General features: G+C 35.0%; 16 protein-coding genes. All 16 read right to left on the bottom strand.

The genetic code is table 11. The annotated features are described in order from the left end of the window. Positions 1–22: 22 nt before the first annotated feature. The 16 genes from H0I41_RS05560 to tig all read right to left on the bottom strand — a co-directional run bounded on the left by H0I41_RS05560 (position 23) and on the right by tig (position 13623). Positions 23–793, bottom strand: coding sequence for a tyrosine-protein phosphatase (locus H0I41_RS05560; RefSeq protein ID WP_135014366.1), 771 nt, complete (start codon positions 791–793; stop codon positions 23–25). Positions 794–799: 6 nt separating this feature from the next. Beyond that, positions 800–1561 (bottom strand): CpsD/CapB family tyrosine-protein kinase, encoded by a 762-nt coding sequence (locus tag H0I41_RS05565; protein WP_086874804.1) that lies wholly within the window; start codon positions 1559–1561, stop codon positions 800–802. A gap of 10 nt (positions 1562–1571) precedes the next feature. Next, positions 1572–2435, bottom strand: a complete 864-nt coding sequence (locus tag H0I41_RS05570; RefSeq protein WP_135014365.1) for a YveK family protein — start codon at positions 2433–2435, stop codon at positions 1572–1574. Positions 2436–2441: 6 nt separating this feature from the next. Continuing rightward, on the bottom strand, positions 2442–3446 hold the full coding sequence (locus tag H0I41_RS05575; protein WP_014567584.1) for an LCP family glycopolymer transferase: 1005 nt from the start codon (positions 3444–3446) through the stop codon (positions 2442–2444). Between the two features lie 240 nt (positions 3447–3686). Next, on the bottom strand, positions 3687–4169 hold the full coding sequence (locus H0I41_RS05580; protein ID WP_086874802.1) for an RNA polymerase subunit sigma: 483 nt from the start codon (positions 4167–4169) through the stop codon (positions 3687–3689). A 204-nt stretch (positions 4170–4373) separates the two neighbouring features. Beyond that, the gene (locus tag H0I41_RS05585; RefSeq protein ID WP_135014364.1) at positions 4374–5225 is read right to left on the bottom strand and encodes a hypothetical protein; all 852 of its coding nucleotides are present in this window, start codon (positions 5223–5225) and stop codon (positions 4374–4376) included. A 119-nt stretch (positions 5226–5344) separates the two neighbouring features. Beyond that, on the bottom strand, positions 5345–6010 hold the full coding sequence (locus H0I41_RS05590) for a DsbA family oxidoreductase (RefSeq protein ID WP_014567587.1): 666 nt from the start codon (positions 6008–6010) through the stop codon (positions 5345–5347). Positions 6011–6077: 67 nt separating this feature from the next. After that, positions 6078–7346: a hypothetical protein gene (locus tag H0I41_RS05595; RefSeq protein WP_135014363.1), complete on the bottom strand. Its 1269-nt coding sequence runs from the start codon at positions 7344–7346 to the stop codon at positions 6078–6080. Positions 7347–7442: 96 nt separating this feature from the next. Then, on the bottom strand, positions 7443–7976 hold the full coding sequence (locus H0I41_RS05600) for a DUF4767 domain-containing protein (protein ID WP_011161873.1): 534 nt from the start codon (positions 7974–7976) through the stop codon (positions 7443–7445). Positions 7977–8115: 139 nt separating this feature from the next. Further along, positions 8116–8766 carry a DsbA family oxidoreductase gene (locus tag H0I41_RS05605; protein ID WP_135014362.1) on the bottom strand — a complete coding sequence of 217 codons (651 nt, stop codon included), beginning with the start codon at positions 8764–8766 and terminating at the stop codon, positions 8116–8118. 18 nt (positions 8767–8784) lie between these two features. Then, positions 8785–8955, bottom strand: a complete 171-nt coding sequence (locus H0I41_RS05610; RefSeq protein ID WP_164084810.1) for a hypothetical protein — start codon at positions 8953–8955, stop codon at positions 8785–8787. A gap of 120 nt (positions 8956–9075) precedes the next feature. Then, positions 9076–9591 carry an SA1002 family membrane protein gene (locus H0I41_RS05615; RefSeq protein ID WP_011161871.1) on the bottom strand — a complete coding sequence of 172 codons (516 nt, stop codon included), beginning with the start codon at positions 9589–9591 and terminating at the stop codon, positions 9076–9078. Then, positions 9591–10067 (bottom strand): low molecular weight protein-tyrosine-phosphatase, encoded by a 477-nt coding sequence (locus H0I41_RS05620; protein WP_069168538.1) that lies wholly within the window; start codon positions 10065–10067, stop codon positions 9591–9593. The genes H0I41_RS05615 and H0I41_RS05620 overlap by 1 nt, the downstream gene beginning before the upstream one ends. A 212-nt stretch (positions 10068–10279) precedes the next feature. Beyond that, positions 10280–10864: a ribosome biogenesis GTP-binding protein YihA/YsxC gene (gene yihA, locus H0I41_RS05625; RefSeq protein WP_053106966.1), complete on the bottom strand. Its 585-nt coding sequence runs from the start codon at positions 10862–10864 to the stop codon at positions 10280–10282. Next, complete coding sequence (clpX, locus tag H0I41_RS05630) at positions 10864–12129, bottom strand: ATP-dependent Clp protease ATP-binding subunit ClpX (protein WP_135014361.1); 1266 nt, start codon at positions 12127–12129, stop codon at positions 10864–10866. The genes yihA and clpX overlap by 1 nt, the downstream gene beginning before the upstream one ends. 144 nt (positions 12130–12273) lie before the next feature. Beyond that, entirely contained in the window at positions 12274–13623 is a 1350-nt protein-coding gene (gene tig, locus H0I41_RS05635; RefSeq protein WP_135014360.1) for a trigger factor, read from the bottom strand. Positions 13624–13733 lie beyond the last annotated feature (110 nt).

The raw sequence follows: 13733 nt of genomic DNA on the forward strand, positions 1-13733 counted from the left end.
TGTTTCTCTCCCCATACAACAGCTAAAATATCCAAAACCGTTTCTTTTTATTTAAAGGTTTCCAATTTAAATTAACATTATCAGAATTAATAATGTTTCGTGCATTCTGCTTAAAGCTATTAGCAACATCCAATCCTTGCGTTTTTTCTAACTTCTCATAAGCGTCATGCATACGACTTTCTCGTTTTGGCAATGTATGGGCATCTGAAGCAAAAGTAGCTACTTGACCAGCTTCTACAAATCGATCAGCTAATTTTTCGATCTCTTTACCAAATACTCCCACATACGAACTAGCAGTTATTTGCGTTAAACAGCCTTGCTCAATAAACTCTTGTAATTTTTCTGGATGAGCCAAGATACCAGAATTTCTTTCTGGATGAACAATTATTGGTGTTATTCCCCGTCCTAACAATTTAAAAGTCATATCTTTGGCATAAGTCGGTACATCTTCACTTGGAAACTCCAATAACATATATCTACCATCTTCATCACAGAATAAGATATCATCATCATCTAAAGCTTGCGGTAAATTACCATTTAGACGAACTTCTTGACTTGGAAAGACAGTCAAAGGAATATTATGATTTTTTAATTCTTCCTGAAACTTAGCTGTCTCCTTAATGATATCTTTTTTATGATTTAAATATTTTCCATTTAGAGTATGCGGTGTCATTAATGCATGGGTAATTCCATCCGTTACTGCATCCTCTGCTAGACCTAATGATGAATCCAAATCAGGAGAACCATCATCAATTCCTGGTAATATATGTGAGTGAATATCAACTAATACCATTTTTTATTACTTCGTTTCTGTATCTTTTTCTTTGCTATACCCGTATCCATAGCCGTATCCATAGCCGTATCCATCTGGGCCAGTTCTTACATCATTCATTACATAACCTAAAACATGTGTCTTAGTTAAGTTAAGCATTTCAATTGCTCGTTCAACACCAGCTTTTTGAGTTATTCCTTGACGCACAACTAGAACTACGCCATCCATTTCACCAGCTAAAATTTGAGTGTCGGAAACTTCTAAAACGGGAGCTAAATCTAAAATTACTAGATCATAGTGTTCCTTAACCATGTTTAAAAAAGCACGCATTCTGTTCGAACCTAATAATTGAGCTGGATTAGGTGGAATAGGTCCAGCGGGCATTACCGAAAGGTTAGGAATAATATCTTCCTTCACAATGTTAGCCATATCAACTTCATTAGAATGTGACGTTAAAATAGTAGTCAAGCCTACTCGATTTGAAATATCGAATGTTTGATGCAATGTTGGTCTATGCAAATCGGCATCAATCAACAATACTTTTTTACCTGCTTGAGCCATTGTGACAGCCACATTAACTGTTACCGTTGACTTACCTTCACTAATATTAGCTGAAGTAAAGGCCAAGGCCTTAATTTGATGATCAACACTTGTAAAGTCAATATTAGTCTTAACTGTTCTAAACTGTTCACTTACTGGATTTTGTGGTTTTGCTACAGTAATTAACTTAGCACCATATTGCATGGTTTCATCAGTACCACGTTTTCTACGTCTATTAAACAATCCCATTTATACTCTCCTATACACGCTTCTTTTTACCAGAATTTTTATCTTTCTTATTAATACTAAAGTCATTAGATAAGTGGAAGTGAGACACATGACCTAAATTAGTTAAACCTAATTCCTTCGTCAAGTAGTCATCATCTCTGACTGTAGTATTAAATGAATCACGCAAGACAATTAAAGCAATACTGATAATTAATCCCAGTACAACGCCAGCTAGAGTAAATAATGAAGTCTTAGGGAAGGTCTTTGCTCCTAAAGAAGCAGGTGAAACAATCGTTACATTATTAACATTCATAATGCTCTTAATTTTATTCTTAAATGTTTGAGCAACTGCATTTGCGATTGCTTGAGCCTTTTCTGGATCATTACTCTTAGCACTAATCGTAAACACTTGTGATTGTTGTTGCGTAGATACTGACACTGCTTTTTGCATTTCTTTAGCACTAACGTTGTAGCCACGACCCGCTCTTCTTACAACAGCTGGCTCAGCGGTACTAACAAGCTTTTTAGTACCATCAGCTAAAGTCTTGTACTTAGCCTTTTTAGCTGGCTTTACGACTTCAGTTGGATTCTTAATCCACTTAGAAGCATCCTTTAAGATAACTGGACTAGTAACAATATCCTTATAAGTATTGATTACCTGTACATCGGCTTGTTGAGCATTATATGCTTGATTTGCATCAGTTTCATTACGTTTTTGATTAACCAAAATCTGAGTAGTTGAAGTATATTTTGGCTCAACTACAAAAGCAGCTAAGACAAATCCTACTGCTCCTAAGCCAACGGCCCAGGCGATAATTGCCCAAATATGTGCTCGAAGAAGCATCCATAATCTACGTAAATCGATTGTATTTTCAGTTTTTGTACTGTTTTCCACTTTTTCCTATTCTCCTGTCTTTAAGGTTTCCGGCTTAAGCCCTAAGGCAGCACGTAACTTATTACTAATTCTTTGACATTCTGCTTGACTAACTGACTCGTAAGCAACGCCATTCTCCCAATCACCTTGTCCCTGAGCATGATCAGTTGTGACATTATCGGTTGCATGACGATAGTTTTGAGCTAACGCAACCATATTATCAAATGTCAAGTTGGTCATCGTTTGCTTAGAGATTGAATTTAAGAATTCTTGGTTTACGACCGTCTTGTAAGAAATGGAACTCTTTAATAATGCCATAATTACAAGTCTTTGTCTCTCTTGACGCCCATAATCTCCTCGTGGGTCATCATACCGCATTCTACTGAATGCCAAAGCCTTCTTCCCATTCATGTGATAAGTTACGCCCTTAGTGAAGTGATAACCTTCATAATCAAATGTTAATGGCGACTTAACTGTCACTCCCCCAACTTGATCAATAGCCTTCTCTAATCCTCCCATGTTTACCATTACGTAAGCATCCGTCGGAACATTGAAGTACTTCTTGATCGTTTTAACAGTTTCATCTACACCACCATAAGTATAGGCTGCGTTAATCTTAGCTGGTGAATAGTCTGGATAATCCGGTAAGTTAACTTTCATATCTCGAGGCAAGCTGACAACTGTTGTCTTATTGGTTTTAGGATTGATTACCATCATCATAATGGTATCTGTTCTCCCCTTGTAAGAACGTCCAAATTCACCTGTATCTGTTCCCAATAAAAGCAGGCTCATTGGCTTCTTATCTTTCAGTGTGTCGCTAACCTTCCGATCACTAATTTCATTACTCATCGGATTATACATATTGTTAGTGGCAACATGGATATTGTGCCAAGCGATAATAACCGCAATGATGTCTACTGCTAGGAAGACACCTAATACAATCCAAAAGATACGCCAAAACTTTTTACGTCGATGATGACGGTGATGATGTGAGCGATGTCTTAATTCATTATCACTATTCTTATGATCCATTTTATTCCTCTTTTATTTTTTGCTTTTTAGTAACACTAAAAATCATTATACAAAAAATATATGAAAATTCATAGAAAATTCACAATTAGCATAAAAAAACACATTTATTGAATCAGAACATGCTCTAAATAGCGCTCTAACCACCTTCACGTTGATAAGTATACTGGCACCCCCCCCCAGAAATCAACCTAACCTCGGCAAAAATACAGTTTTCGTTATTTAATTTGCTGCGTTTTTTATTTAATTTTTCAAAGCGTTTTTCAATTTAACCATTAAATTCTTCTTTACTCTCTGCAGAGTTCGCCTTGAACATCCCGCCACCTCAACCAAATTTGTAATTTCTTTTTGTGCGAGCAAATGTTCAAAAAACACTAGTTTTTCAATTCCATTTAATTCCTTGACTTTATCTTTCAAAATTATTAAGTTATCCCATTCAATTTTTTCCTTCTTTAATTCAAGCTCGTTATTTATCTCTTCGCTTCTTTCTTCTCGGCGTTGAACCTTTCTTAATTCATCTAACGTATGCCAAAGAATCTTCTTAAAGACAAGCCGATCAATATCGTGGTCCTGACTATTCTCAAGCATCCCCGCATAAATCAAAACTCCATCCTGGACCAAGTCCGCATACTCTTGATAATCTTTCCTCACGCCAGCAGCCTTAATTGCTCCGCAAACCAAGCGGCGATTTTCCCAGGCTTTAATAAAATTCTCTTCTTTAATCATGTGACCATTCCTTTAAGTAATGTCACAAGCGCTTGTGCAGATATTAGACTATCAGGAACGCAATTTTTCTAAAATCCAAGACCGTCCCCTACAAAAAGCATGCTACACTGCGATTCTTATTTTTCTCTCTTCACTCTTTTTTCTTTTTATCTCTTTATTCTTCACGGTATTTCTTGTAAAGAAAAAGCACGCTTTTTAAGCGTGCTACAGAATTGATTTTATTCTTCTAGATAATCGATAAATCAAATTATGGTCATTTATCTGCCAATCTTTGATATCAAAAAAGTCAGCACAGTGTCGACCATAATTTCGATGAAATTCTTCAATTGCTTCTTCAGCAAGTTCAGTTAAATTTAAGGCATTTTGAATCTTAGTTAAGTAAAAGTATTCTTGGTTAGCTACTAGACTATTCTTTCTGCACTTACATAAGTTCAAATGAAAACCATGCGACTTAGCGTAGCCTACTAGCATTTGTCCTAAAACATGATTATGGGTAATTGCTTCTCCCAGTCGCTTATACATGTTCGGTGCACAGTCTTCAAACTCAAAGTTATAACTATAACCATTCTCTTGATAGGAAAAAGTAACGCGACCATTTTCTTGTTGTACCGTCTGCATATGATGTAAGCCAATCCAAGAAGTATGCTTTTCTGAATGGGCTCGAAGTGAAAAGTAGGCAATTTCGCCTAAAGAAATTGTATGACGGTAGTAAAAGCCCAGTTCTTTTTGTAGTTTCTTTTGTAAAACTGCTCCTAAAATCAGCTTGTGCTTCAAAAGATGGTTAATTAGCTGGCGGCTATTTTTTTGGCATAAAATAATACCAGCTCTTTTATCAAAAATTACCGACTGGTATTTACCCTTAATGGGATTAGTATGGAAGTCATACAAGGCGACCATATTCTCATTTAGTTCATAATCTGGTGCTTCTGACACAAAGGGGAGAAGATTGCCACTGATATTGTTATCTAACCTTTGCTTAATGCAGTCTTTAGACCAAGTATTTAAGTCTTCACTAGTTGGTAAACCAATGTTAAAAAGATTTAGTTTATTATTCATTGTCATCTCCTTTTTCTATTAAATAACATTTTTATTCAATAATATAATAATACCAAAAAATCACTATATAAAAAAGGTCCTACACCTATAAAAGTGTAGGACCTAATTAAATAACTTTTTTAGAAGTTTAAAAATTCATCTGGCTTCATCCCAAAGCCTGCTCCAATGACAGTTTTGAAGGTTGAAACATCTTGAACACCATCAAATTGCTGACCATTAATTAAAAAGTATGGTACAGATTCAACTCCGCGACTTTCTAAGTCAGCTTCTTCTTGCATAACTACATCTTGATATGCATTAGAATCTAGAATCTTCTTAACTTCTTCGGTATCTAGCTTATTCTTCTTTGCAACATCTAATAATACCTTATGGTCTGCTAATTCCTTATTTTCAGTAAAGTAAGCATAGAATAAATCATCAGCTAGATTTTCAATTAGCTTAGAATCGTGATAAGTTGCCTTAGCCCATTGAACCATCCGGTGAGCATCCATCGTATTTGTGTTATAAGCAGTTGCTTCATTAATTGTTAGGCCAACTGCCTTACCCATTGCCTTAGCATGATCATAGGCTGCATTTGCTTTAGCTAAAGGAATTGCCTTTTCATAAGCTAAGAGGACTGCATTAGTTTGCTTAGTTGACTTAGGAGCATCTAGATCAATTTGAAAAGCATTCAAGTCATATTCAATCTTATCTTGAACACCTAACTCTTCAATTGCCTTTTGTAAGTTAGTTTCACCAATGTAGCAGTAAGGACATGCATAATCGCCCCAAATTGAAATTTTCATTTTTCAACTCTTCTTTCTCTTATTACACTCTCACCTCTACAATAGAAACTTTATCCGTATAAAGCAACTATTTTCGCTTACGTTTTAAGTCTTCTTTAGTTGCAACTAAGTCAATTATTTTCTTTGGTGCTAGATTTGGATACATATGAGTAAGGTAAGCTAATAATTCAACGAAGTTTAGTAAGTAACTCGTCAAATTATTGTCTTTCATCATCCCACCAGTGAAATTATTGTCTTTAATATTTGCAAACATGTAAAAATCACGGACTGTATCCATATTTTGATAAGTTACTAGCTCACTGAAAATGTCATTAATTTCTTTTCGAATTTCTTGACCATCAGTCACCTCTCGTTTCACTGGTAAGTCAATTGCATACGCAGAATCCTTTCCATGAGCTAAATCAAGATAAGACTTTCTCTCAAGCATCATATCGCTAATTTCTTTAAACTTTTCATCAGTAAAGTCCATATTTACTTCTAGACTAGTTAAATATCCAGCTAGTGCTTCTACTAAATCATCTTCTGTCTTAAAGGATGGCGTTAGTACATAAACATAGCGGTCTGTTCTCACAAATAGAAGAAAGTACGTCAAATCTAAATGTTGCAAGTTTCTACTATATTTAATTAGTTCTTTTTCAAAGCGATAACCTTCAGGATTCTCTAAATCAAATTGGCCACCCTGATAAGGAGCCCGATATATTTGCCAAAAGTCTTCTACATTGAAGCCATCAATATTTCGATCTTCAAAAGCAGCTTTATTGAGTAATTTAGCTTCACTAGGACGCTTGTTTTCTAAATCTTTTATTAGAGCTAAAGGATTAAGAATATTGCGGTTTGCATATTCCATGAGCATCACTTGAATATCATGATAAGTCGACATATTTTGATCACTAGTATCATGGAAGAAAACATCCCCTAACTGGTCAGTATAATTAACGACCAAGACATAGTCACCAATCTCTTTTTCACTAGCTAGTTCTTCAGCTAAATCAATGATATCTTCTACTCGGGTTTCTAGTTGCTTAAGCTTATCATCAGTAATCTCTTGACTAGGGCGCTTGAGCTTTCTCATCGCATGTACTTTAAATAGGTCACTTTCTAAATCGCCCTTTAATACATCAATGAACTCATAATAATCTAGATCAAGTCTTTGAACGAAAGTCCCAATTAACCTAAAAACAATCCCCTCAGCTCGCGCTGGTTGATAAGAGCGGCGTAAATTATCACTAATAAAAGTTTCTTCAAAGTCCGGTGTCTGTACTACCACTGCCAGGTCCATTGTATTTGGTGTTTCATACACCTTATCAAGCAGTTCTTTCATTTTATTACTTAACATTTTTATACCCTACCTATTCCAATCATCTCACTTTTCATCTATTATACGGATATTTATTTTTAGAAACAAAAAGTCTGCAAAGAAGCAGACCTTAAGTTAGATATTTTCACCATACATAATGTTTGAAAAGCTACCATTTAATGACTTGTCTTGACTGACATGTAAGTTAACAACGTTTCCCTTACCAGACTCATCTACCAAAACAATTGGTTTTTGCTTGTGCCAGCAAAAGAGAAAAGTCTTATGTTGTCCATCTTTAGTTAAGTCATGATTATAGATAGCCAAGACGTCATAATCATAATGATGTTCGCCTTGTGGACTCCAGCCAATGCTTATCTTTTTACCATTTAACTTAAAAGTATCTTTTTTAAAGGCATCTGGGTAAACACGATTTGCTGAAGTAGAAAGCTTGTTTTTACCATCATATTTAGTATAGGTTTGGCTCTTCTTTTTACCGTACTTATCCATTTCCTTAGCTAGTTTTTGATCTTTTTTCTTATCCCAGTGCTTCTTTTGAGTAGTCTTTGAACTCTTAGCGCTACTATTATTAGTTGAATTAGAGTTATTTGAACAGCCGCTTGCTCCTACTAAGCTGAGAGCAATCACACTCATTAATAATATTTTCTTCATAAATATGTCTCCTTTTCTTCCATTCTTATCCTACCATTAAATTTCAACTTTAGAACCTATTTAATCTTGAATAAAAAAGGTGTAATTTCACTTTTTATGCGAAATTACACTTTGAATAGAAGAAATTTAGTAATAGAGCTTATTTTACCTTCTGATATATTAAATTGTTAATTGCTTCAATTAAAGCTTCTTTAGTAGGCACACCTTCATCATGATAATGGCCAATTTCAAAGTATGGCACTGCATCCGCATTTCGATTGGCTAAGTCATTTTCATCTTCGATAACTACGTCCTTATATTCTTCACTAGTAAGAATTTTCTTTGCAGATGAGTCATCCAACCCAGCGTCTTTTGCCAATTTTACTAAGACGTCGTTATCAGCAATATTTTGATTTTCAACAAAATAAGCTTTAAAGATTGCGTTAATTAACTGGGCTGTCTTTTTATTACTCTGTGTATCATTAGCCCATTTAGTTAAACGCAATGCCTTCATCGTATTGACTGGAAGTGTATTTGCATAATTAATTGTTAAGCCAGCATCTCTAGCTTGTTCAGTAATATTTTGAAATCTTTCATGAAGTTGCTTTTGGGTTAAACCATCTTTCTGCATCAACTTCTCTCCTCGCGTTTGAGTTGGATTTTCCGCAGCAGTTGGATCAATTTGAAAAGCGCGAAAGTTATAATCTAACTTGTTTTGATCAATTCCTACTACCTTAACTGCCTCAGTTAGCTTATGAAAAGCAATATAACAAAATGGAGATGCATAATCCATCCAAAAACTCATTCTCATAGTATGCCTACTTTCCGGTTATTTAGTAGCTTCTTTAATCAAAGCCTTCAAATCATCATCAGAAAAGTCTTTACCGTATTTATTTTGTAATTCTTCTAAAATAAAGCCATTGTCACGATTACGGTGAATCATTTCACGAACGTCTTTCATAATAGCTTCTTTTTCACGATCAAATGTTGGAACTGTCATAATTACAGCCTTCTTTCATATATAATCCGCTTTCACTTTTTATTGTATGAGCTTAAAGGCAGAATGACAAAAATTTAGTCTTAATATAATAAAAAGATAGTCTTACCATAAGACTATCTTTTATAAATCGTGTTGATATTTCTTCAATAAAACAACCGCAATCCAAATTGAAATAAACGATGGCAAAATGATTACTACTAGTAAATCCGGATTGAGGATACGAACTGTTTTTATCATTTTAGTAATTGTATGGATCTTAGCAATGTTATTGAAGATCGATTGATAAACTGTAACATAAATCAATGCCCATTGAATACAATATTCAATTAAAGTTAGAGTTATTTCTGAAATTGGATGATATTTATTAAATCTCTTTAAGCCTTCATATAGTAGAAGACCTGATAAAATTACCAAAGCTGCTAGGAGCAAGAAGAGATTCCCTAGTTCCATATCATGAATTCGGTCAATAAAGAGAGCCGCAAATCCAAAGAAGATTGAGAAATTAATTGTACTTAGCAGTAACAATACTAAAAACAGAATAATCGCTCTCAGAAAATAAAAACGATGTTTAGAAGTAAAAATATATCCTGATACGACTATCGCTAAAATAACCAGGAAGATTGGTAAAACTTGCATTACTTATCAGACATCTCGATTTTCTTAATAAGAGCTTCACAGCCTCGATAAATATCTTGATATGCTGCTTCAAAGTCGCCAGTATACCACGGATCATCAACATCCATCATCGACCCAACAAAGGATAAAAGTTTATATTCTTTTCTTTCCGGGTCTCCTGCTGAAATATGATTCATATCAAAGAAGTTTTCTTCATCCATCCCGATAATGTAGTCATATTTCTCATAGTCGCTCTTAACCATTTTTCTGGCCTGACGATGGTTAAAAGGAATTCCATGCTCATTCATTACTCTTTGAGAACGCACATCAATATCATGGCCGATCCCACTAATAATTGCATCTTCGGTTGTAGCAGCAGACGCAATTTCATATTCATTTTCTTTACCTAGATCTTTAACAATCTTTTTAGTAATAAATTCAGCCATAGGTGAACGACAAATATTACCATGACAAATAAATAAGATTTTTTTAGTCATTTCTTTCCCTTATTTCTTTAAAGTGTATATTTTAATTCTAAAGCTAATACATTTATTTAGGCAAGAAAAAATACCGACTAGAGCTTGTCAGCTCCAACCGGTATTCTTCTTTTTCAAAGGTTGTTGAAACATTATTAGTTCAATATTTTCAACGTATCTAATTATATCAAAGATAGATGAATTTAATCAGTAAATTATGCAATTTTTTTAAATTACATCTTATCTTCGACCCAATCCCAGAATTTATCTACATTTAATTTAGAAACACTAGAGAATGGTAAGAAAGATACATTTTCTTGTGACAGATCCAAACTCTTGCCGATTTTTTGCTTAATCTGACTTGCCTCCATCTTTTTCAACTTATCCATCTTCGTTGCTACCACCAAGATTGGAATATCGAGACAGAGAGCATAATTAAACATATTGATATCATCAGCAGTTGGATTGTGACGTGCATCAACTAAAAGAATTAATCCCTTTAAATCAGCACGCGTTTCAAGATAATCTTGAATCATTTCACCAAAAGCAGCTCTTTGCTTTTTAGAAACTTTTGCATAGCCATAACCTGGTACGTCAACCAAATACAACTCATTATTAACCTTATAAAAATTAAGAGTTTGAGTCTTACCGGGTTGTTGGGATGTACGGGCTAGTTTACGGCGATTAACAATTGTATTAATCAAACTAGATTTACCAACATTGGAACGGCCAGCCAAGGCAAATTCTGGTAAATCATCTTTTGGATACTGTTTTTCAGAAACAGCACTAATGACAAATTCAGCATCTACGACTTTCATTATTTAGTCGCCTCACTCGTCTCTTCAGCATTGTCCTCTTTATAGGTAATCTTAGGCTCTGCATGCTTAGTAATAACATCCTTAGTAATTTGGACTTCTTTGATGTTATCATCACTTGGTGTGAGATACATTACATCCATTAATGAATTTTCAACAATAGAACGTAAGCCACGTGCACCCATATGACGACTAATAGCCATATCCGCAATAGCTTGAAGTGCTCCATCAGTAAATTCAAGATCTACATCGTCAAGTGACAATAACTTCTTGTATTGCTTTACTAAAGCATTCTTTGGTTCAGTTAAAATTCTAATTAAGTCCTCAGTACTCAACTTATCAAGAGTAGTAATAATTGGAATACGTCCAATAAATTCAGGAATTAAACCGAACTTAACTAAATCTCCAGTCGTAAGATTCTTTTGCCAGTCATCTGCATCTACTTGATTAAGACCATTTTCTGCGCCAAAACCAATTGTTTTCTTACCAAGACGGTTTTTAACGATATTTTCAATACCATCAAAAGCACCACCGACAATGAATAAGATATTAGTAGTATCAATCTTAATCATTTGTTGTTGAGGATGTTTACGTCCACCTTGAGGAGGAACAGAAGCAATAGTTCCTTCTAAAATCTTAAGTAGTGATTGTTGTACACCTTCACCGGAAACATCACGCGTAATTGAAACATTTTCTGCTTTTTTAGAAATCTTATCAATTTCGTCAATATAAATAATTCCGCGTTGTGCACGCTCTAAATCATAGTCGGCATTTTGCAACAATTTGAGCAAAATATTTTCTACATCTTCACCAACATAACCGGCTTCAGTCAAAGTAGTAGCGTCCGCAATAGCAAATGGAACATTCAAAATTTTAGCTAAAGTTTGGGCTAAATAAGTTTTACCCGAACCAGTTGGTCCAATCAAAGCAATATTTGATTTTTGCAACTCAGTTCCAGTGCTATCAATATCCATTTGACTGATACGTTTGTAGTGGTTGTAAACAGCGACGGAAAGTACCTTCTTGGCACGATCTTGACCAATTACGTACTCATCCAATTGCTTTTTAATTTCCATTGGCTTAGGTAAATCTTTAGTTTCTTTAATGGAATCTGCTTTTAATTCATCATCAATAATTTTCTTGGAAAGATCGATACATTCATTACAAATGTAGACTCCATTTCCAGCCACAATTTTTTTAACTTGTGACTGTGGTTTACCGCAAAAAGAACATTTTACTTCTTCTTGCTCAGTAATTTCGTTAGCCATCAGCCATCCTCCTTTTCACTTACTTTATGTCAAAATAAGCTTAGCAGTTCACTTTAACAGAGTAAAGAAAATTGTCTTATTAATTAATAGTAAAGAAAAAAGCGACTGTCATAGCCGCCCTTTTCTTAAACTAGTTATCAACTATTATTTATCAGCCTTTTTGTCGTCTTCTTTGGTTGACTTCTTAGCAGTTGATTTCTTAGTAGCTTTCTTAGCAACTTGCTTTGCCTTGTCAGCTACTAAATCAATAGCTTTTCTAATAGCAATATCATGCTTAAGCATATCATCACTCAAGCTACGACGAACAACTTTTTCGTCCATGTTGTAGTCGTGTGCTAAGTCCTTGATTTCTTGCTTAATTTCATCAGCAGTTGCGTCAAGTTTTTCTTTAGCAACGATTGCTTCCAAAACAAGGTTAGTCTTAACACGTTCTGCAGCACCCTTAGCTAATTGTTCACGCAATTGAGCTTCTGTAGTACCAGTTAACTTGAAGTAAGTTTGTGGGTCAATACCTTGACGTTGCATGTTGCCTAAGTATTGGTTCAATTGGTTTTGAACATCTTCATCGATCATTGCTTGAGGAACTTCATCAATGGTTGCATTTTCAACTGCACCCTTGATTGCAGCATCTTGGATAGCGTCTTTTGCGTCGTCTTCCTTGTGCTTCTTCAAGTCTTTCTTAATCTTATCTTTTAATTCATCAAGTGATTCTACTGAATCATCAACGTCTTTAGCAAACTCGTCATCTAACTTAGGTAATTCTTTAGATTTCACTTCATGAATCTTAGTAGCAAAGTGTGCTTCTTTACCAGCTAAGTCTTTTGCACCGTAATCTTCTGGGAAGGTTACAACAACATCTACATCATCGCCAGCTTTGTGACCAATAAGTTGATCTTCAAAACCAGGAATGAAAGTACCAGAACCTAATTCTAATGAGTAGTTTTGTGCACTACCACCATCAAATGGCTTACCATCAATAGTACCAGTGTAGTCGATAGTAACAGTATCGCCCTTAGCAGCCTTACCGTCCTTCAATACTAATTCAGCATTTTGTTCGCGGCGCTTGCTTAATTCTGCATCTACGTCCTTAACTAAAACGCGAGTGTTTTGCTTAGGAACTTCAATACCCTTGTAGTCACCTAACTTAACTTCTGGCTTAACAGAAACAGTAGCCTTCATTACCCAAGGCTTGTTCTTATCCATTGAAACTGGAGTAATTTGTGGTTGGCCAACTGGGGCAATACCAGCTTCTTTAACAGCAGCAGTGTAAGCTTCTGGTAAAACGATGTTTAAAGCATCTTCGTAAAGAGCTTCTTCACCGTAAAATTGATCAAAAACAACACGAGAAACGTGACCTTTACGGAAACCAGGTACACGTAAGTTCTTCTTAACACGTTTGAAAGCTTGATCTAAGCCCTTTTTTACTTCTTCTTGTGAGATTTCAAAAGTTAATTCACCGGATGTTTTACCGGTCTTTTCCCATTTTACAGACATTAATTAAATACCTCCGATGTCAAATTTGGGTTTGCTATTGCACACTTAACTATCTTACCCTAAACCTTGCTAAAACACAAATCCAGAGAGAAATTTGTTAATTTTTGTAT

Source organism: Lactobacillus johnsonii (assembly GCF_014058685.1).
Classification (GTDB): Bacteria; Bacillota; Bacilli; order Lactobacillales; family Lactobacillaceae; genus Lactobacillus.

Coding starts and splice junctions, on each gene's coding strand:
- H0I41_RS05560 (WP_135014366.1), bottom strand. CDS start 793: ATGGTATTAGTTGATATTCACTCACATATATTACCAGGAATTGATGAT.
- H0I41_RS05565 (WP_086874804.1), bottom strand. CDS start 1,561: ATGGGATTGTTTAATAGACGTAGAAAACGTGGTACTGATGAAACCATG.
- H0I41_RS05575 (WP_014567584.1), bottom strand. CDS start 3,446: ATGGATCATAAGAATAGTGATAATGAATTAAGACATCGCTCACATCAT.
- H0I41_RS05580 (WP_086874802.1), bottom strand. CDS start 4,169: ATGATTAAAGAAGAGAATTTTATTAAAGCCTGGGAAAATCGCCGCTTG.
- H0I41_RS05585 (WP_135014364.1), bottom strand. CDS start 5,225: ATGAATAATAAACTAAATCTTTTTAACATTGGTTTACCAACTAGTGAA.
- H0I41_RS05590 (WP_014567587.1), bottom strand. CDS start 6,010: ATGAAAATTTCAATTTGGGGCGATTATGCATGTCCTTACTGCTACATT.
- H0I41_RS05595 (WP_135014363.1), bottom strand. CDS start 7,346: ATGTTAAGTAATAAAATGAAAGAACTGCTTGATAAGGTGTATGAAACA.
- H0I41_RS05600 (WP_011161873.1), bottom strand. CDS start 7,976: ATGAAGAAAATATTATTAATGAGTGTGATTGCTCTCAGCTTAGTAGGA.
- H0I41_RS05605 (WP_135014362.1), bottom strand. CDS start 8,766: ATGAGAATGAGTTTTTGGATGGATTATGCATCTCCATTTTGTTATATT.
- H0I41_RS05610 (WP_164084810.1), bottom strand. CDS start 8,955: ATGACAGTTCCAACATTTGATCGTGAAAAAGAAGCTATTATGAAAGAC.
- H0I41_RS05615 (WP_011161871.1), bottom strand. CDS start 9,591: ATGCAAGTTTTACCAATCTTCCTGGTTATTTTAGCGATAGTCGTATCA.
- H0I41_RS05620 (WP_069168538.1), bottom strand. CDS start 10,067: ATGACTAAAAAAATCTTATTTATTTGTCATGGTAATATTTGTCGTTCA.
- yihA (WP_053106966.1), bottom strand. CDS start 10,864: ATGAAAGTCGTAGATGCTGAATTTGTCATTAGTGCTGTTTCTGAAAAA.
- clpX (WP_135014361.1), bottom strand. CDS start 12,129: ATGGCTAACGAAATTACTGAGCAAGAAGAAGTAAAATGTTCTTTTTGC.
- tig (WP_135014360.1), bottom strand. CDS start 13,623: ATGTCTGTAAAATGGGAAAAGACCGGTAAAACATCCGGTGAATTAACT.